Consider the following 19290-nt stretch of genomic DNA (forward strand, 5'->3'; position numbering starts at 1 on the left):
GCCGATGATAGGTGACGGCTATAGGCCGACATGCTGCAGTGCGGGATCGCAGGCGCCAGCTTGTTGCGGCGCGCCTGACTTCGATTCGTCACGAAAGCGCGCAACTCAGCGCCCGTTTCAGTCTAGCAGCGTCTTGCGAGCTTGGCAGAGGAAGTGCGTCAAGTCGTCCGTCCGGTGAATGGCGGGGAAACGGCTGGTGTTGGAGCATTTGACAACACATCAGGGTGTTGTCAAAATGTACAACAGAAAAGCGAGGCTCATCTTGGGTGAGCGTGAAGAACTGTCGCCCGGTTCACTAGTGGAACTGAATATATGGGAGCTTCCAATACCGGTGCCGGGAAGCAGGCATTTATACAAGTACAGACTTGCCTACGTCGTTTCCAGCGAATGCGTGCTGCGATACGACAACGAGCGCGGAAAAGGCGATCATCGGCACTTTGCCGGCCGCGAGACGCCGTACGAATTCACGTCGCTAAAACAGTTGCTTGCCGACTTCAGGTCGGACCTGGAAATTTGGAAGAAATGGAGGTCGATATGATCAGGACCGTTACGATAGGCGTGTCGTCGTTGGACGAGGTCATGAATCGCGCGCTCAAGGCGGTCGACAGCGGCAAATTCCCGGGCCATTTCTTCTCCTACGCCACGCCCGAGCTTCTCTTCCGCACCTTCACGACGCCACGCTGGCAGATCATCCGCGCAATGACCGGCGCCGGTCCCATGTCGATCCGCGAGCTGTCACGGCGGCTCGAACGCGACGTGAAGGGCGTGCACCGCGATGTGAAAGCGCTCCTCGAAGCCGGCCTGCTGGAGCACGACGAGCACGGCGCCATCGTCTTTCCTTTCCACACCGTGCACGTCAATTTCACGTTGAAAGCGGCGGATCTCGCCCCGCCCGCCGTCGCGCAACGCAAATCCGCCGATACCGCCATCGATGAAGATTGCGCGCAATCGCCGCGCAGCCCGCGCCGACGAGCGGCTCCACGAAAGCGCGAGCCTCGTCCGGCAGGAAATCGCTGATCCACAGGAGGCGGCATCGGTCGCCGGAATCCCGCGCGATCTGCATCGACACCTCCACCAGGTTCCCGTTCGCGAACGTGACACGGCGTCGTCATGGCGGATCAGCTCCAGTCGTCCATATCGTGCTTGATCTTGTGGCGATTCGCGATGAGCTCTTCGACGCTCGGCTCGTTGCTCATCGCACGCTGAATGGCGAGCTTCGTCGCCTCGTAGTTCGTGCGGTACATGTCCTTTTTGTCGAGGTTCGCGTCCGTCGCGCAGCGCGGATCGATCCACACGAGGCTGATGATGCACAGGTCGTTGGCCTGGTCCCTCGGCAGAATGCCTTCGATCAGGCAATCGACTACAGCGTCGGCGGTCGCGGACTGCACCACGCCGCCGAACAGGTCGATGTTCGCCATGTCCTTGAGCGTCACCTTCGGCACGATCATCGTCGCGGGGCGCACCATCTGGTTGCAAGCGCGAATCGCGAACATGGCGGTGTGTCCTTTCGACTGCGCCATCATGTTGGCGAACGCGTGACCGACCGGCCCGTCGGCGCGGCCGATGAGAATTTCGGGCATTGCATCGGTGGTTTGTCCCGGCGCAGCGAACACGGTTGCTTCGCCTGCGCGAAACGTCAGATCCAGACTCATGGGCACTCTCCTTTTCGTGTTGAACGATGGTTCGAAAGACCGAAGGAAAATGCGTCTGCAAGGACGATGCCATGCCTGTCTAATGCCGGTCTCATTGCGCTACGTCAATCTCGCGGCGACAGTCTGCTCTCGTCGCGTGACACACTCTGCGCCGCCGGAAGGCTGGTCCGAACTCGCCATTTCGATTTTTATTGCCGTTCGTTCGAAAAAAATTTATCCGGTGTCGGCATGACATTTACTAACATGCAGGCGGTCGATGTTTCAAAAGCTCACAATTGGAGGAGAACTCAAGTATTAACTTCGTGTGCGGTCGCTTATCTACAAGCAAAATGTGCTGAATAACACTCAAAGAGTGCAGGCAATAGCCAATGACCCTGATGCGTGCATGCGATGCACCAAGTAGAATCACAAGGCCACCCATCGTTCTACTTAAAAATCCCGAAGCTTGGGGTTCACATACATGCAAGCACCGCCAAAAATCAGCGTCCTGCTGCCTGTGTACAAAGTTGAGCCGTACATCGAAGAATGCCTCGACTCGCTATTGTCACAAACCTCCACCGACTTCGAAATCATTGCCGTTGACGACAGCAGTCCTGACCGATCTGGTGAAATGACTTCCCGCATTCTGGAACAGCAAGACAGAATTCCGTGGAAGCTTATTAAAAATCTTGAGAATAAAGGGCTCGCCGAAACCCGCAAAATCGCCGCAATGGCGGCGCGCGGCGAATACGTTTTATGCGTCGACAGCGACGATCACATTCATCACGACACCATTCGGCGGGTGATCAAGGAAGCCGAAACGCACAATGCGGATGTCGTGGTCTTCGCGGCCGAGAACATCACGTCCGACGGCAAGGTCAATTACCGCGTCGAAACCGGCGACGCCGTGATCAGCGGCGTGCAGGCTGTCGAGAAGATCCTCGATCTGTCGTTGCAGGCCTATTGCTGTAACAAACTCGTGCGCCGTTCGATATTCCTCGGCGTCGAACATCCAACCGGGCTGATCTACGAAGATATCTGCGTATCGGTCCAGACGCTCGGCAAGTCGAAGATCGTGCGGCTCATGCCCGATACCCTGTATTCGTACATGTATCGCGAAACGGGCATTTCCACGCGCTTCAATCCGAATATCGTGGACCTTTTCGCCATCATCGATCGCGTGGAGAAAATCACCGCGCCGATGCCGATTCCGAATTATCGGCGGCTGCTGTTCAGGTTGAAGTACATCTACGCTTACCGCACGATCGCCTTTCAGGCGGCAATGAAGGCGCCCACCTACGGACTTGCGAAGCCGATTTTGCTCAGTGTGTCGGAGAAGCTTCGCATCGCGCATTTGCTCGGCATGTATTCGGATCATCGGCCGAAACTTTCTATCGTGATGGCCATGTTGAAGATCCATCCGTGGCTCTTCTATTGTTTCATCCGGCGCTTCGGGAATAGGTAGTCCGCGTCCCGCCGCCATCGCATCGGGTAGATCGAATCAGGCCGATCCGCTATCCTGCGCTGTCATCCATCAGCGCTGTGGCAGCGAACCCGATGCTCACTCTTTCTCCACGCGACACCGCGATGCTCGACGGCGATCTCGGCGATGGCCTCGCGCTCGCGATGCGCATCGTCGCGGCGACGGCCCGCGTCATGGACGCCGAATCGCTCATCGACATTTCGTGCGCGCATATCGACGGCTGTCTCTATCACGGCGCGGCGAGCCTCGATTTCGTCGAGCGCTTCGTCGCGAGCGGCGCGAAGGTCGCCGTGCCGACCACGCTCAACGTCGGCTCGCTCGATCTCATCCATCCCGAGCTGTTTCGCGGCGATGCCCATGTCGCGAGCGCCGGCAAGCGGCTCATGCAGGCGCATGTCGAACTCGGCTGCGAAGCGAGCTTCACGTGCGCGCCATATCAGCTGAAACATCGGCCGACGCTCGGCGATCAGATCGCGTGGGCCGAATCGAACGCGATCGTCTTCGCGAACTCCGTGCTCGGCGCGCGCACGAGCCGCTACGGCGATTTCCTCGATCTCGCCGCCGCGATCACCGGCCGCGTACCGAACGCCGGCCTGCACGTCACGGCGAATCGCGCGGCGCGCATCGTGATCAACGCGCCTGATCTGCGTGCATCGCCGCATCGCGATGCCGCTTTCGCCGCGCTCGGCTTTCTGCTGGGAAGCGTGGCCGGCGCGACGGTCGCCGCCATCACCGGCCTGCCCGGCGACACCACCGAGGACGAGCTGAAGGCGCTCGGCGCGGCGGCGGCATCGAGCGGATCGGTGGCGCTGTTTCATGCGGTCGGCATCACGCCGGAAGCCGCGACGCTCGACGCCGCGCTTCAGGGTCGCGCGCCCGAACGCACGATCGATGTCGGCGCTTCGGACCTCCACGCGGTGCGCCAACGCTGGTCGCAAGCAAAGCCCGGCGACGCGCTCGCCGCCGTGAGCCTCGGCACGCCGCATTTTTCCGTCGACGAATTTCGCACGCTGGCATCGCTCTTTGATCGATACGAAGGCGCGCCGCGCTGCGATCTCTATGTGAACACGAGCCGCTTCGTGCTCTGGCAACTGGAAGAAGAAGGCCTCGCGCAGAAGCTCGCGGAACGCGGCGTGCAGATCGTCGTCGACACGTGCACATACATCACGCCGGTGATGAAGCAGATCAGCGGCCTCGTGATGACCAACTCGGGCAAATGGGCGCACTACGCGCCGGCGAATATCGGCGTGACGGTGGCGTTCGGCAGCATGAGCGAATGCGTGCGATCGGCGTTCGAAGGAAAGGTGTGCATCGATGAACACGTTTGAAGCCATCACGCTCGTTCCGGGCCGCGCGCGGGCGCCGGGTATCGCGTTGCCGCCGTTGAGTTTCTGGGGCGGCTACGATGCCGAAAGCGGCGTGATCGTCGATGCCACGCATGCGGGCAACGGCCGAAGCCTCGCGTCGCGCATTCTCGTGATGCCGCGTGCGCGCGGATCGAGTTCGAGCAGCAGCGTGCTCGCCGAAGCGTTGCGCAACGGCACCGGACCCGCGGGCATCGTGCTGACGGAGCGCGATCTGATTCTGTCGATAGGCGCGATCGTCGCGAACGAACTGTATGCGACGAACGTGCCCGTTGTGATGGTCGATGAAGCCGCGTTCGCTCACATCGCCGCCGCCGTCGATGCTCACATCGCAATCGATGCGGCACAGGCGGCCAGCGTGCGAATCATCGCGCCATGATCGCCTCGACAACCGACATGATCTGCTCCCCGGCCGTCTTCACGTGCTGTTCGAGCAGCCTCGCGCCGAGCTTCGCGTCGCGCTTTTTGCATGCACCGATCAGGTTCATGTGCTCTTCGTGCGACTGCTCGCGGATCGGCACCTGCACGACCTGAAAGCGGAAATAGCGGTCGCTGCGATCGTGCAGCACGCGCAGCATTTGCAGCGTGATATCGCGCCGCGCGGGCAGATAGAGCGTTTCGTGCAGACGCCAGTTCAGTTGGCCCCAGACGCCGGAATCCGCGTGATCCATTTCATTGACCAGCCGCTCGGCTTTCGCGATTTCGGCATCGGTGATATGCGGAATCGCCTGCGAAAAAAGCCACGGTTCCAGCCGTATGCGAATCTCGAATGTTTCGCGCACTTCTTCTATCGACAGCTCCGCGACATACGCACCTTTATGCGGCACTTTTGTCAGCAAGCCTTCGCCTGTGAGTCGCGTGATCGCCTCGCGGATCGGCACGCGGCTCACGCCGAGTTCGTCGGCGAGCGCCTCCTGTCGCAGCACCTCGCCGGGCGCGAGATCGCCGGAAAGAATGCGTTGCCGGATCGCGGTGGTGACGAGTTCGACCGTCGTCGTGCGCACGATCCTGTGCGAAGCGTCGCTCTCTGTTCGAAGAGGCTTGTTGGCGACCGGAGGCATGTTCTTTTTGGCTTATGCGTGAAGTTGCGGCATCGTAGCATGCAGGCTCACAGCAACTTCTCACGCACCCACGCGCCGTTCTTCATCACGCCCGCGATGCGCCCGCCCTGCCCCGTGAGCACGCGAATATCCTTCAGCGGATCGCCATCAACGACGAGCAGATCCGCATACGCGCCCGCCGCGATAACGCCCAGCTTGCCCTTCATGTTGACGATCTCCGCGCCGATGGCCGTCGCCTGACGAATCGCCTCGAATGCGCCGACGATCTCCGCGCGGATCGACAGTTCATCGCTCTGATACTGATGCATGTCGCCGAGCAGATCGCTGCCGAGCCCGATCTTCACGCCGCGCTGGTGCAACATAGCTAGTGCTTCGAGGCCGCGCTTGCGCACCGATTCGTTCTTGTCGAGCGTGTCTTTCGCGAGGCCCATCTGCGCGCCGACTTTCGACATTGCGTCATAGGTGACGAGCGTCGGCACCGCGTATGCGCCGTGCTCGGCCATCACGCCTGCGGTTTCCTCGTCGATCAGATTGCCGTGCTCGATGGTGCGCACGCCGAGCTTCACCACGCGCGCAATCGCCTTCGACGTGTATGCATGCGCCATCACATACGTCTGATGCGATTCTGCTTCTTCGACGGCGGCCTTCACTTCATCGACGGAAAACTGCAGGTTGCCGATAGGATCGGTCGGCGAGGCCACGCCGCCCGACGCCATGATCTTGATGTGATGCGCACCCGCGCGCATTTCCTCGCGCACGGCACGGCGCATTTCATCGACGCCATCGACCACGCGCCCGATCGCGCCCATGTTGCGATTGCAGCCGCACGGGTCCGGATCGGAGTTGTCGAAACGCTCGCGAAAATCGCCGTGGCCGCCGGTCTGCGAAAGCGCTTTGCCCGCGACGAACAAACGCGGTCCCGCGATCACGCCGTCTTCGATCGCGCGCGAAAGCGCATAGTCCGCGCCGCCCGCATCGCGCACGCTCGTGAAGCCGCGATCGAGCATGCCCGCGAGAATCGGCACGGCGCGCAGCACGGCGAACGTGTTCGGCAGACGGCTGTTGTTGCCGAGATGCGCGACCGATGCGATCACATGCACGTGGCAGTCGATCATGCCGGGCATCACCGTCTTGCCGCCGACATCGATCACCTGCGCGCCGCTCGCCTGCACCGGCTCGCGCGTGACTTCGCGGATCGTGTCGCCGTCGATGACGATCGTATAGCGGCCGTCGTCGCGTTCGTGATCGGCATCGAGCACGCGGGCGTTCTTCAGAATCAACATGGCGTTTCTCCCGTTATTTCAGCAGGAATCCGTGCGCGAGCGGATCGCGGTCATCGACGAAAATCGTGTTGTGACCCGTCACGCGCGCCCATCCTTCGATAGCCGGCACGATTGCATCGTATTCGCCGACGCGCGCCGCTTCCATCGGCACGCCTTCGAACAACGTGCCGATGATGCTTTCATGCACGAAGCGCTCGCCGATTTTCAACTGTCCCTTCGCGACGCGCTGCGCCATGCGCGCCGACGTGCCCGTGCCGCACGGCGAGCGGTCGATGGCTTTGTCGCCGTAGAACACCGCATTGCGCGCGCTCGCGCCGTCGACGGTCGGCTCGCCCGTCCACATCACATGAGAGAGGCCGCGTATCGCGTCGCTCTCCGGATGCACGAACGTGTACTTCTCGTTGGCCTTCTGCCGCAGCAGCGGGCTCAGACGTTGAATGTCGGAAGGCTTCAGCGCGTGCATTCCTTCGTAGTTGCGTTGCGCTCGACGATCGCATAGAAGTTGCCGCCATACGCGACATCGAAACGGATCTCGCCCATGCCTTCCACTTCGACGGACAAATCCTGCGAATGCAGAAACGACGGCACGTTGACGAGCTGCACTGAATCGACATGCTCGCCGTTCATGCGATAACGCGCGATCACGAGACCGGCGGGCGTATCGAGCCGAAGCACGCCTGGCTCGCGCGGCCGCACGAGTCCGTTTTCGATGGCCGTCGTCACCGTGCCGATGGTGCCGTGCCCGCACATCGGCAGGGATCCGCTCACTTCGATGAAGAGAATCGCGAGATCGCAGTCGGGACGTGTCGGCGGATAGAGGATGCTGCCGGACATCACTTCGTGGCCGCGCGGCTCGAACATGAGCGCGGTGCGTATCCAGTCGAACTCGCGCAGGAAATGCGCGCGGCGTTCGATCATGTTCGCTCCTTCGAGCGGCGGCGCGCCGCCCGCGACGACGCGCACCGGATTGCCGCACGTATGCCCGTCGATGCAGAAGAACGTGGATTTCATCGCGCGAGCGCCCGCACATTCGCGATCGCCTTCTCGACGATCTCGATGGTCCGCTGCCGTTCCGCGCCTTCGAGCATCAGGCGCGGCGCTTTCACGTATTCCGGATAGCCCGCCGTGATGTTCTCCGCGAGCTTGATGTACTGCACGAGCTTCACGTGGGTGTCGAGATGAAAAAGGTCGATCAACGCGCGATAGAGCGCGCGCGCCTTGTCGTACTCGCCGTTCACCGCGTAGTTCAGCAGGTCGACGGATTCTTTCGGCATTGCATTGGCCATGCCCGACACCCAGCCTTTCACGCCGAGCGCGACGGATTCCACGATCAGATCGTCGACGCCGCAGAACACGACGAAGCGTTCACCGAAGCGCGCGTAGATATCGGTGACGCGCGTCGTGTCGTAGGTCTCTTCCTTGATCGCGACGATATTCGGCTCGTCCGCAAGCTGCGCGAGCAGATCGGGACGCAGATCGACGCCGTAGCCGCGCGGATTGTTGTAGAGCATGAGCCCGAGCTTCGTCGAGCGCGCAATCGATCGATAATATTCGACCGTCTCGCGATCGTCCGAGCGATACGTGAGGCCCGGAAACACCATCAGTCCTTGCACGCCAATTGATTCGGCATCCTTTGCAAATTGAATCGCGTTGGCGGTGTTCAGTTCGGCGAGACCCGAAATGACCGGCACGCGCCCGTTCACCGTTTCGACCGCGATCTTCAGCACCGCGCGCTTTTCTTCGGGCGTGAGCTGCGCGTTCTCGCCGACCATGCCCATCATCACGACGCCGCCGACGCCGTTATCGATCAGACGATTCAGACCATTCGCGATGGCTTCGCGATCGAGCGAGCCGTCCTGTTTGAGCTTCGTCGTCGTGGCGGGGAATACGCCTTTCCAGTTCACTTGCATGGTCACTCCTCCAGTTCAGAAACGTGCGATCGAGTACGGCACGAGCGGCACGCGCGGCGTGCGGCCTGCGAGCACATCGGCGACGAGTGCGGCGGTCGTCGCCGATTGCGTGAGGCCGAGATGTCCGTGTCCGAATGCATAAACCACGGATGGCATGCGCGGCGACGCACCGATCACCGGCAGGGAATCGGGCGTCGCGGGACGATGACCCATCCATTTCGCGGCGTCCGTATCGTCGATGCCGGGAATGAAGCGCTTGCCCAATTCGAGCAGCGCGTCGCTGCGCCGATAGTTCGGCGGCGCATCGATGCCCGCGAACTCCGCCGCGCCGCCGATGCGCAAGCCGACATCGAGCGGCGTCGCGACGAACTTGCGCTCCGCGAAGATCACTTCGCGCGTCAGCTTGACGCCGTGCCTCGGCAACGTCGCGTTGTAGCCGCGCTCGCTTTCGAGCAACACGTGGTCGCCGATCGACTTCGCGAGCGCCGCCGACCACGCGCCCGCCGCAATCACGATGCGCCGTCCTTTCAGACGCGCGCCGTCATCGAGCAAGACGGATTCCGGCGATTCGATCGCACGCGCAACGCCCGTCACGAAGCGCGCGCCGAGCGCACGCACGCGCTCGCGCAACAGCGTGACGATGCGGCGCGGGTCGCCGATATGCGACCAGTCGTCGAGAAACACGCCATGCCTGAAGACCGGCGCGAGCGACGGCTCGCACTCGCGCACCTGCTGCGCGTTCAACGCGTGCCAGCGCGCGCCCAGCTCGCGTTTGAAGGTCCATTCGGCTTCATCGGCGGCGAAGGCTTCATCGGTTTCATAGACCGTCAGCGCGCCGCGCCGGTAATGCAGCGCGCTTGCGCCGATATCGTCGAACATCGGCAGGATGTCGTCGTAGACGCGGTTGTTCAGCAACGCGAGCGCACGCGAGATCGCCTGAAAGCGCGTCGGCTCGCTCGCGCGGCGAAACGCCATGAACCACGGCAGTGCCTTCGGCACATGCTTCCAGTCGAGCGCGAGCGGCCCGAGGGGGTCCATCAGCCATTTCGCGGCTTTCGTGAACATGCCGTGCACCGCGATCGGCGTGCTCTCCGTCACCGCGATGCCGCCCGCATTGCCGTGCGATGCGCGATCGCCCTCGAAATCGCGATCGACGATCGTCACGCGCGCGCCATCGCGCAGCGCGGCCCACGCGCATGCCAGTCCTACGATGCCTGCACCGACCACGAGGACATCGGCCATGTCGTCATCCGCCACGCTCATGAGCTCACGCGCGACTTGATCAGCTTGTCGTCGACGGCTTCGCACCACGTATCCGCGAGCGTGAAGCCGTTCTGAAAGCGATCGGTCGGATCGACGCCGACTTGCGATATCGCCGTGATCCAAGCCTGTCCCGCGACCACGGGCACGACGGCGGGAACATCGCCGAGACGCGTCACGGAATCGATGCGGCTTTCGAAGACCGAGCCGATGATCGACTCGTGCAGAAAGGTCTCGCCCACATCGATCAGTCCTTTCGCGTGCATCACCGCGAGCCGCGCGGACGTGCCCGTGCCGCATGGCGAACGGTCGCAGCGCCCCGGCGACACGATCACCGTGTTGCGCGACTTCAGCACGCCGTTCTCGCGCGAAAGCGGACCGATGAACTCGGTCATCGTGATGCCTTTGATGAGCGGATTGAGCGGATGCGGCGACGGCAACTGCTCCGCCGCCGCGGCCTTGATGACTTGCCCCAGCTCGCACAGTTCGCGCGCTTCGTCGGGCGTGATGCGAAAGCCGAGCTTTTCCGCGTCGACGATCACATACGTCATGCCGCCATAACCGACATCGACGGCCAGACTGCCGATGCCTTCGACCTCGATCGTCTTGTCGAGATGATTCGCGAACGCCGGCTGATTCGTGAATTCGACTTTCGTGACCTTGCCATTCGCGCACGCGCAGCGCAGATGGATCAGACCGGCGGGCGCTTCGAGCACGAGTTCGGTGACCGGCTCGACCATCGGCAGGATGCCGGTTTCGAGCAGCACGGTCGCGACGCACATCGTGTTCGAGCCGGACATCGCCGGATATTCGGTCGATTCCGCGATCACGTAGCCCATTTGCGCGCGCGGATCGGTTGCGGGCAGGATGAAGTTCACCGTCTGGTTCGCCGAGCCGCGCGGCTCGAAGATACAGATGCGGCGCAGGTCGTCGCGCACTTCTTCGAGATGCATCATCTTGTCGAACATCGTGGCGCCGGGCACGTCGAAGACGCCGCCCGTCACGACATTGCCGACTTCGCCTTCGGCGTGACAGTTCACTACTGTGAGCGTTCGATTCCAGCGCATGGTTATTGCAGCGGCGCGTGCGCCGTCTCCTTGATGGTCATGACGGTGATCGTCGAAAGCAGCGCCGCGAGCATCACGAAGTACGCGGGCGAGAGCGGCGAGCCGGTCGCCTTGATGAGCGCGATGGAGATCATCGGCGCGAAACCGCCGAATATCGCGTTGGCGATGCCGTAGCCGATCGACATCCACGTCGTGCGGATTTTCGTCGGGAAGAGTTCGGAGAGCACGGCCGGGCCGACACCCGAAAATATGCCGATGACCACGCCGCCCAGCACCTGCACCGCGCCGACGACCGCCGCCGACTTGTACTCGAGCATCAGATGGAAGATCGGATATGGCAGCACGAGAAACGCGATACAGCCGATCGCGTAAATGGGCTTGCGTCCGAAGCGGTCCGACGCCGCGCCCCAGAACGGAATCGATGCCGTCATCACGATCAGGCCCGCCGTGTTGAGCCACAGCGCAGTCGACGGATGCATGCCGACGTACTTCGTCGTGAACGACGGCAGATAGTTGAGGAGCACGTAGAGCGAGACCGTCCAGACGATCACGAGTCCGCACGCCTGGAGACCGAGCAGCGCGGGCGCGCGGCCTTTCGTCTTGGGCGCTTCGCCGCTTGCGCTCTGGTAGGCGGGCGTTTCCTCGCTCCGCTTGCGGATGATCCAGCCGATCGGCCCAATCACGATCGCACCGATGATGAACGGCACGCGCCAGCCCCAGTCGAGCAGCGCTTCCGGACTGAGCAGCGTGGTCATGAGCGCGGCCGCGCCGGAGCCTAGCAGCATGCCGCCGAGCGTGCTGCATTGCTGGAAGCTACCGTAGAAGCCGCGCTTGTTCTGCGGCGCCCATTCGACGAGAAACGCCACCGCGTTACCCAATTCGCCGCCGACGGAAATGCCCTGCAACATGCGCGCCGCGACGAGCAGGATCGGCGCCCAGATGCCGATGGCCGCATACGTCGGCAGCAACGCCATGAAGAGCGTCGCGGCGGCCATCAGCGGCATGACGAAGGTGAGCGTCCACTTGCGGCCTTTCGTGTCGCCGAGCCAGCCGAAGATGATCGCGCCGAGCGGACGCGCCGCGAAGCCCAGGCCGAACGCGCCGAAGGTGCCGAGCATGGCGGCGAAGTCGTCGCCGGTCGGGAACATCACTTTGGCGATGACGGTCGCGAGAAACGCGTACGTGCCGAAATCGAACCATTCGAGGATGTTGCCGACGACGGCGGCGGTGACCGCGCGACTGGACTTCGATGAAACGCGCGGGCTGTCGCCCGCGGTGTAGGGGTTCGCAACGGCATTCGCTCGGTCGGTCATGATGGTTCCCTCGGCGGCATTGAGATGCGGTTCCGAGGGATTGTGCGCCTGTCTTGATTTTGAATCAAGGATTTTGGATCCAAAATTAGGAATGTGCGGATGCTTCCGAACTTGCTCCTTCTGTGGACAAGTCCGGTTCTCAGGACTTGTCCTTTCCTTTTCGTTACGATATTTCCCGAAGCGTTAGCGTGAGACGTACACGAATGGAGCTATGCCGCCTTGCACGCCGGCGGCGTACAAGCCAAGATCGACGTTCTTGTATGTACCGTCCCCCCGCGGTTGCAACTGATTCACGGAACCGCTCGTACCGCGAGCATGGAAGATCGATCCCGTCTTCGACTCGTACTGGACTTGCTGCAGCAGAACCGCTGTGTCGAATGCTGTCGTCTTCTTCCGAGTGTTCACGTCATAAACAATGATCGGATTCGGATTCGTGTAATTGTCGTCGGAGAAAAGGATTTGGGTATTGCTAATCGCCGTCAGGAATTGCGGCGTCTTCTCAGGAACGTCAGTCAATGCGCGCGTGTTGCCGCTTATCAGATCAACCTCCTTCAGCGCGCCGGCGCTTACCACATAAGCCTTCTTTGCGTCAGGTGTAACGGCGAGTTGATAGAGACGATAGTCCTGTGGGGTACCCGACGGGTATCTCTTTGTAATCGCACCCGTCGCGATGTCGATGCGGAAAATTTCCTGTTCGGCCGGCGCGGGATTGTTGTACGTGAAGCCCAACACGTAGATGCCTCCTAGGTCATTCTTCGCTGTCGCTATCCGACGCGCATAGGAGTTCGTCGGTAGATCAAACGTCCGCGTCAACTTGCCGGAGTCGGTGTCGAACACATTGACCTTCGTTAACTGTGTTGTGTAGACGTGGCGCCCGTCTAGAGCGGGCTGCACTTGGTCACCATAACCCATCACACCCGGAATGTCGGCTACGCTCATAATCGAATTGGTCGCCGTATCAATCGTCACCAGACGAGTCCCTCCAGTGCTTGACCACATGGTTAAATACACACGTCGGCCATCGACACTTGAGAACAAGGATTCGACTGTTTTGAAGTCGCTTGGCAGCATGTCGCTGAACGTAGCCTTCACAGCGAGGGTGGGGAAGTCATATGCAGTCATCTTGACGTTACCTGAGCCGTTCGACAGAACATATACTGTCTCCTTGACTTTCCGAACCCCATAATACTTCTGCGCCATCACAATATCCGTCGCGCTCAGCTTCCCATTACCGTTCCACTCCGGATTGCAGTAGTTCATGATCGACGCCAGGTCCCACGCACCGATCATCGTGTCGCCATTGGTGCCTTGCGTCGGCTCCTTACACGACGACGGCGTATCCGCCCGATTCTGCTCATGCGCGAACCCCAGCGCATGACCGAACTCGTGTGCAGCCACATTGCGAATGCAATACTCCTCTCGACCGACGCAACCCGCCGTGCTCCAGTTTTTGAAGGTGAAGTTCAAGGCCATGCCCCCGACCTTGTTATTCAACGCCGCGCCTAAGCCCATCGTGTGCGGCCCCGACCCTGCAATGTCTTCGACCGTGATCCGAATACCGTAGTAGTTCGGGTCGTTCGTGCATTGCTGCCATCCGGTGAACTCGACGCCGGAGTTTTCCTCCCAGCTATCCAGAACAGCCTGGCGCGTCCAATTGCGCTGCGTCGAGTACTGCGCGAAATCGGCGCTGCTCATATCCCAGCAGACACCTATCGGAATCTGCTTCCAGATGGCAGTCGACAACGCGTATCCCTTGACGGTCGCCTTGTCTTGCGCGCTCGACGTTTCCTCCGCGCTCTTGGCAGTAGCAGTCACGCCACTCCCGCCATTATCGCCTCCGCCGCAAGCAGTCAACAGTAATCCTAAACATATTGCCGAAACCCAACCTCTTATTCGTCTCATCTTCTTCTCCGTAATGACAGACCATGCATCCTCACGCATGGCAGGAGAAGTATATTTTTAATATGTAATCAAGTTAGAAACTTCATTACACAATATTTCAACGTGCTTTCACTATTGACTTAAGGCTGCAATTTGATCCGATAAGCACATAAAAGAAACCCGTTCATCGCACTCCATAGAACATCTGCGCCATCACGATATCCGTCGCACTGAGCTGTCCGTTACCGTTCCATTGCGGATTGCAGTAATTCATGATCGACGCCAGATCCCACGCGCCGATCATCGTGTCGCCGTAGGTGCCTTGCGCGGGCTCCTTGCACGTCGTCGATGGCGTGTCCGGCCGATTCTGCTCATGCGCAAAACCCAGCGCATGACCGAACTCATGCGCAGCGATGGCGCGAATGCAATATTCCTCGCGGCCCACGCAACTCGTGCTCCAGTTCCTGAACGTGAAGTTGAAGACCATGCCGCCGACGATATTGTTGATCTGCGTCCCGAGGCCTTGCGTATGCGGCCCGGTCGCGGCGCTGTCCTGCACCGATATCCGGATGCCGTAATAGTTCGGCGCGTTGGTGCATTGCTGCCAGCCCGTGAACACGACGCCCGAATGCGCCTCCCAGCTGTCCTGAACCGCCTGCTGACTCCAGGTGCGCTGATTGACATACAGCGCGAAGTCGGCGTTGCTCAAGTCCCAGCAAACGCCGATGGGAAACTGCTTCCAGATGACCGTAGACAACGCATATCCCTTGTCCGTGGCATTCATCTGCGTATTCGATTGTTCCGTGGAGTCTTTGGCCGCAGCGCTTGCCGCATCGGATGCGCTGTCGCTTCCACCGCATCCACTCAGCAGCATTCCTAACAATAATGCAAATAGCCACACCCCGATTCGCTTCATCTTCTTCTCCGCTGTTGCCCGCCGCACACGCGAGAAGAATTATATTTCGCGACGCCCGATTAGAACCGATTGTTCATTCCATAGTATTCACGAAAGCGCCGCGAAACTCGCCGTCACGATCACACCGCGATCCGGATGCTCGCGCTGCGCAAGCCCGATCTCGCCCCGATGCGCCTGCACGATTTCCTTCGCGATCGACAACCCGAGCCCTGTCCCCTCCGTATCGGCCGACGCGCGATAGAACGGCTCGAACACGTGGCTGCGCGCTTCGGCGGGAATGCCGGGGCCGTCATCGGTGACGGCGAGCTTCACGCGTTGCGCATCGCGCATCACGGCGACGGTCACATGACCGCCCGCCTGCGTATAGCGGATCGCGTTCTCTGTGACGTTGTAAACCAGTGCCGACAACAACCCTTCATGCCCGATGATCCACGTCGATTCGACCAGCTCCGCGCCCAGATCGATCTCGCGCTTTTGCGCGAACATCGCCAGATCTTCGATCACGTCCTGCGCGATGGCGGCGAGATCGACCTTCTGCCGCGCAAGCTGCGCATAATCCGCGGCTTCCGCCTGTGCGAGCAGCAACAGCTTGTTCGTCAGGCCGACCATCGAGCGATTGCTTCGCTGCATCGCCGCGAGCGCTTCGTTCAGCGACGGCTCCATCGCGCGATGCTGCCGCGCGAACTGCAACTGCGTCTCCAGCAGCGTGAGCGGCGTGCGCAACTGATGCGCCGCATCCGCGATGAAGCGCCGCTGCGCCGCCACCTGAAGCCCGAGCCGCGCGATGCACTGATTGATCGCCTCGACGATAGGCCGCAGCTCCGTATGCAAGCGCTCGACGCGCAAGGGTTCGAGCTGCATCGGATCGCGGTCCATCACTTCCTTCTTCACCTTCAGCAACGGCCGCAGTTCGAACGTCAAGCCGATGCACGCAAGCGCCACGGCCAGCAGCACCATCTCGATCTGCCGCACGAGTTGCGGACGCCATAGCTCGCGCAACATCGCATCGCGCGACGCCTCGGTCTTGCCGACGGACACAAGCACACGACGTATCGCGCCGTTGTCGTACATCTGGCGCACGAATCCAACGGCGCGTATCGGCTTGCCGTTCAGTTGCGCATCGTAATAGTTCGGCGAGTCATGACCGTTTGCGTCGCGCGTCGGGAAATCCGGCACGCCCGCGAGCAGCCGGCCATCGTCGACACTGACGTTGTAGAAGACCTGATCGCCCTGCGGCGACGCGAACACTTCGAGCGCGGCAGGCGGAATATCGACGAGCAATCGCCCGTCCGACCATTCGACCTCGCCCGCGATCATCCGCGCCGATGCGATCAGCGTGTTGTCCTGCACGAGATCGGCGGTATGGCGCGCGTTGTCGTAGGCGGCCTGGCCCGTCACGAACACGTAGATCGCGAGCGGCACGAGCAGCCACCACAGAAGACGGACGCGCAGGCTATTGGTCATCGTCCTTCTTGCGCAGCAGATAGCCCAGACCGCGCAGCGTGACGATCGCCGCCGAACTGCCATCGAGCTTCTTGCGCAGCCGCGACACGTAGATTTCGAGCGCGTCCTCGCTCGGGCTGTCGTCGTGCGTGAAGATCGCGTCCAGCAGCGCCGCCTTCGACACCGTCTTGCCGAGACGCAATATCAGCGCTTCGAGCACGCTGCGCTCGCGCGGCGTCACGTTGAGCGGCGCGCCTTTGAGCGCGAACTGATGCGTGTCGATATCGAACACGAGATCGCCGCACGACACCTCGTTCGCCGTCGATGAACTGCGCCGCCGGATCATCACCTTCACGCGCGCCACGAGCTCGCGCACTTCGAAAGGCTTCACCAGATAGTCGTCCGCGCCCGCGCCGAGCAGCTCCACTTTTTCGTCGATGGAACCGCTCGCCGTGAGGATCATCACCGGCGTCGCGTCGCCACGCTGACGCATGCGGCGCAGCACATTCTTGCCGGACAGACGCGGAAGGTTGAGATCGAGCAGCACGACATCGTATTGATTCGTGCGCAGCAGTTGATCGGCGGATTCGCCGTCCTGCACGGCCTCGAGCGTGAACGACTCCTGTTCAAGCATCTTCGCGAGCCAGAGCGAAAGCGTCGGATTGTCTTCGATCAGCAGCAGTTTCATGGTGGCGCGATTGTATTGGCTTCGAAGGCCGATGAAGCGTCGGGTTAACACCCATGATTTGCCTTCGGCACAGAAAGCTGGCAGAAGGTTTCACCTTTCTATAATCGCCGCACACAACTGAAAAAGCGGGCCAACCCTTACATCACGGCCCACAACAAGGAGACTCCTGATGCGTACTCTGCGCCAGATCGCTGCTGTGTCCGGTATCGCTTTCGCCCTCGCTGCCGCTTCCGTATCCGCTCACGCCGAAAAGATTTCCATCATGGTCGGCGGCGCGACCAAGATCATCTATCTGCCCGCGAAGCTGACCGAGCAGCTCGGCTACTTTAAGGATGAAGGGCTCGACGTCGAAATTCTCTCGCAGCCCGCCGGCGTCGATGCCGAAAACGAACTCCTGGCCGGTGCGGTGCAAGGCGTCGTGGGCTTCTACGATCACACCATCGATTTGCAGAGCAAGGGCAAGGAAGTGCAGGCGCTCGTGATCTTCGGCCAGGTGCCGGGCGAAGTCGAAATGGTCGCGACCAAGCAAGCCGACACGCTCAAAAGCATGGCCGACGTGAAAGGCAAGACGCTCGGCGTGACGGGCCTCGGTTCATCGACGAGCTTTCTCACGCAGTATCTCGCGCAGCGCGCCGGCGTCACCTCGAAGCAATACACGCTGCTGCCCGTGGGTGCGGACGCGAGCTTCATCGCGGCGATCAAGCAGGAGCGCATCGATGCCGGCATGACGACCGAGCCGACCGTCTCGCAGTTGCTCAAGACCGGCGAGGCGAAGGTGCTCGTCGACATGCGCACGCTCGAAGGCACGCGCGCCGCGCTCGGCGGCACGTATCCGGCGTCGAGCTTCTACGTGCAGCGCGCGTGGGCCGAATCGCACAAGACGGATGCCGCGAAGCTCTCGCGCGCGTTCGCGAAGACGCTGAATTTCATCGCGACGCACAGCGCCGAAGAGATCACCGAGAAGATGCCGAAGGACTATTACGCGAAGAACAAGGACCTGTACGTGGCCGCGCTGAAAGCCTCGCTGCCGATGTTCACCAAGGACGGCAAGATGCCCGCCGACGGCCCCGACACCGTGCTGAAGGTGCTCTCCGCGTTCAATCCGTCGGTGAAGGGCAAGCATATCGATCTCGCGCGCACGTATTCGAACGAATATCTGTCGGGCACGGCAACGGCGTCCAAGTGAGGCTTTCACGATGAATCAATCCACTCAACCCGCGATCGAGTTGCGCAACGTCTCGTGCCGCTTCATTTCGCCGGACGGCAAGGCGACGGTCGCGCTGCGTGACTTCAGCATGTCGGTGGCGAAGGGCGAGTTCGTGGCGATCGTCGGTCCGACCGGTTGCGGCAAGTCCACCACGCTCAGCATGATCACCGGCCTGCTCAAGCCGACGACCGGCGAAGTGCGCGTGATGGGCCAGCCGGTCGATGGCATCGATCCGCGCATCGGCTTCGTGTTTCAGGCCGACGCCGTGTTCCCGTGGCGCTCGGTGCTCGATAACGTCGCGGCCGGGCCGCTGTATCGCGGCCGCTCGAAGTCCGCCGCTTACGACGAAGCGCAGTCGTGGCTGCGCCGCGTCGGGCTCGAGAAGTTCGGCAAGCACTATCCGCATCAGTTGTCGGGCGGCATGCGAAAGCGCGTTGCGCTCGCGCAGACGTTCATCAACAAGCCCGAAATCCTGCTGATGGACGAGCCGTTCTCCGCGCTCGACATGCAAACGCGCACGCTGATGCAGGACGAGCTGCTGCAACTGTGGTCGGGGAACGCGGGCTCGGTCGTGTTCGTCACGCACGATCTCGAAGAAGCGATCGCGCTCGCAGACCGTGTGTTCGTGCTGACGGCGCGGCCCGCGACGCTCAAGAAGGTCTACGAGATCGACCTGCCGCGTCCGCGCATCACGTCGGAGATTCGCTATCACCCGCACTTCATCGAGATTTCGCGCGATATCTGGCACGACCTGCGCGAAGAAGTGCAGATCGGTTGAACCCG

The 19290-nt window shown here is 61.4% G+C and carries 18 protein-coding genes and 1 pseudogene; 7 read left to right on the plus strand and 12 right to left on the minus strand.

Features of this window, described 5'->3' with window-relative positions:
* Positions 1–235 precede the first annotated feature (235 nt).
* Positions 236–538, plus strand: coding sequence for a toxin-antitoxin system TumE family protein (locus tag AWB76_RS41530; protein ID WP_061159860.1), 303 nt, complete (start codon positions 236–238; stop codon positions 536–538).
* Positions 535–1017, plus strand: coding sequence for an HVO_A0114 family putative DNA-binding protein (locus tag AWB76_RS08690; RefSeq protein ID WP_061159859.1), 483 nt, complete (start codon positions 535–537; stop codon positions 1015–1017). Before AWB76_RS41530 ends, AWB76_RS08690 begins: the two co-directional genes overlap by 4 nt.
* Before the next feature lie 101 nt (positions 1018–1118).
* On the opposite strand, the gene fae is transcribed toward AWB76_RS08690, so the two are convergent.
* Positions 1119–1652, minus strand: a complete 534-nt coding sequence (gene fae, locus AWB76_RS08695) for a formaldehyde-activating enzyme (RefSeq protein ID WP_061159707.1) — start codon at positions 1650–1652, stop codon at positions 1119–1121.
* Positions 1653–2112: 460 nt separating this feature from the next.
* Here fae and AWB76_RS08700 point away from each other — a divergent pair, with 460 nt between their 5' ends.
* From AWB76_RS08700 to AWB76_RS08710, 3 genes are all read left to right on the plus strand, one after another.
* Entirely contained in the window at positions 2113–3096 is a 984-nt protein-coding gene (locus AWB76_RS08700) for a glycosyltransferase family 2 protein (protein WP_061159708.1), read from the plus strand.
* Positions 3097–3188: 92 nt separating this feature from the next.
* The gene (locus AWB76_RS08705) at positions 3189–4442 is read left to right on the plus strand and encodes an aconitase X (RefSeq protein WP_061159709.1); all 1254 of its coding nucleotides are present in this window, start codon (positions 3189–3191) and stop codon (positions 4440–4442) included.
* Positions 4429–4857 (plus strand): aconitase X swivel domain-containing protein, encoded by a 429-nt coding sequence (locus AWB76_RS08710; protein WP_061159710.1) that lies wholly within the window; start codon positions 4429–4431, stop codon positions 4855–4857. The genes AWB76_RS08705 and AWB76_RS08710 overlap by 14 nt, the downstream gene beginning before the upstream one ends.
* Here AWB76_RS08710 and AWB76_RS08715 read toward each other — a convergent pair.
* The 11 genes and pseudogenes from AWB76_RS08715 to AWB76_RS08765 all read right to left on the minus strand — a co-directional run bounded on the left by AWB76_RS08715 (position 4844) and on the right by AWB76_RS08765 (position 17300).
* Positions 4844–5539, minus strand: coding sequence for a GntR family transcriptional regulator (locus tag AWB76_RS08715; protein ID WP_061159711.1), 696 nt, complete (start codon positions 5537–5539; stop codon positions 4844–4846). The genes AWB76_RS08710 and AWB76_RS08715 overlap by 14 nt on opposite strands.
* 47 nt (positions 5540–5586) lie before the next feature.
* The gene (locus tag AWB76_RS08720; RefSeq protein WP_061159712.1) at positions 5587–6822 is read right to left on the minus strand and encodes a metal-dependent hydrolase family protein; all 1236 of its coding nucleotides are present in this window, start codon (positions 6820–6822) and stop codon (positions 5587–5589) included.
* Between the two features lie 13 nt (positions 6823–6835).
* Positions 6836–7833, minus strand: a pseudogene (locus tag AWB76_RS43005) (4-hydroxyproline epimerase).
* Positions 7830–8732 (minus strand): dihydrodipicolinate synthase family protein, encoded by a 903-nt coding sequence (locus AWB76_RS08730; RefSeq protein WP_061159713.1) that lies wholly within the window; start codon positions 8730–8732, stop codon positions 7830–7832. The pseudogene AWB76_RS43005 and the gene AWB76_RS08730 overlap by 4 nt, the downstream one beginning before the upstream one ends.
* Before the next feature lie 15 nt (positions 8733–8747).
* On the minus strand, positions 8748–9995 hold the full coding sequence (locus AWB76_RS08735; RefSeq protein ID WP_244173272.1) for an NAD(P)/FAD-dependent oxidoreductase: 1248 nt from the start codon (positions 9993–9995) through the stop codon (positions 8748–8750).
* Positions 9992–11059 carry a proline racemase family protein gene (locus AWB76_RS08740; protein WP_061159714.1) on the minus strand — a complete coding sequence of 356 codons (1068 nt, stop codon included), beginning with the start codon at positions 11057–11059 and terminating at the stop codon, positions 9992–9994. The genes AWB76_RS08735 and AWB76_RS08740 overlap by 4 nt, the downstream gene beginning before the upstream one ends.
* Positions 11060–11061: 2 nt before the next feature.
* A complete protein-coding gene (locus AWB76_RS08745; RefSeq protein WP_061159715.1) occupies positions 11062–12372 on the minus strand; it encodes an MFS transporter in 1311 nt (436 codons plus the stop codon).
* Between the two features lie 183 nt (positions 12373–12555).
* Positions 12556–14187, minus strand: coding sequence for an ATPase (locus AWB76_RS08750; RefSeq protein ID WP_244173273.1), 1632 nt, complete (start codon positions 14185–14187; stop codon positions 12556–12558).
* Between the two features lie 250 nt (positions 14188–14437).
* On the minus strand, positions 14438–15037 hold the full coding sequence (locus AWB76_RS08755) for a M12 family metallopeptidase (protein WP_244173274.1): 600 nt from the start codon (positions 15035–15037) through the stop codon (positions 14438–14440).
* Positions 15038–15256: 219 nt separating this feature from the next.
* A complete protein-coding gene (locus AWB76_RS08760) occupies positions 15257–16633 on the minus strand; it encodes a sensor histidine kinase (protein ID WP_061159717.1) in 1377 nt (458 codons plus the stop codon).
* Positions 16623–17300, minus strand: coding sequence for a response regulator transcription factor (locus AWB76_RS08765; protein ID WP_061159718.1), 678 nt, complete (start codon positions 17298–17300; stop codon positions 16623–16625). Before AWB76_RS08765 ends, AWB76_RS08760 begins: the two co-directional genes overlap by 11 nt.
* A gap of 169 nt (positions 17301–17469) precedes the next feature.
* Here AWB76_RS08765 and AWB76_RS08770 point away from each other — a divergent pair, with 169 nt between their 5' ends.
* Both AWB76_RS08770 and AWB76_RS08775 read left to right on the plus strand, forming a co-directional pair.
* Positions 17470–18486, plus strand: coding sequence for an ABC transporter substrate-binding protein (locus AWB76_RS08770; protein WP_061159719.1), 1017 nt, complete (start codon positions 17470–17472; stop codon positions 18484–18486).
* Between the two features lie 10 nt (positions 18487–18496).
* Positions 18497–19285, plus strand: a complete 789-nt coding sequence (locus tag AWB76_RS08775; RefSeq protein WP_061159720.1) for an ABC transporter ATP-binding protein — start codon at positions 18497–18499, stop codon at positions 19283–19285.
* The last annotated feature ends 5 nt before the right edge of the window (positions 19286–19290 follow it).

Origin of the sequence: Caballeronia temeraria (assembly GCF_001544795.2) — a bacterium.
GTDB lineage: Bacteria > Pseudomonadota > Gammaproteobacteria > Burkholderiales > Burkholderiaceae > Caballeronia > Caballeronia temeraria.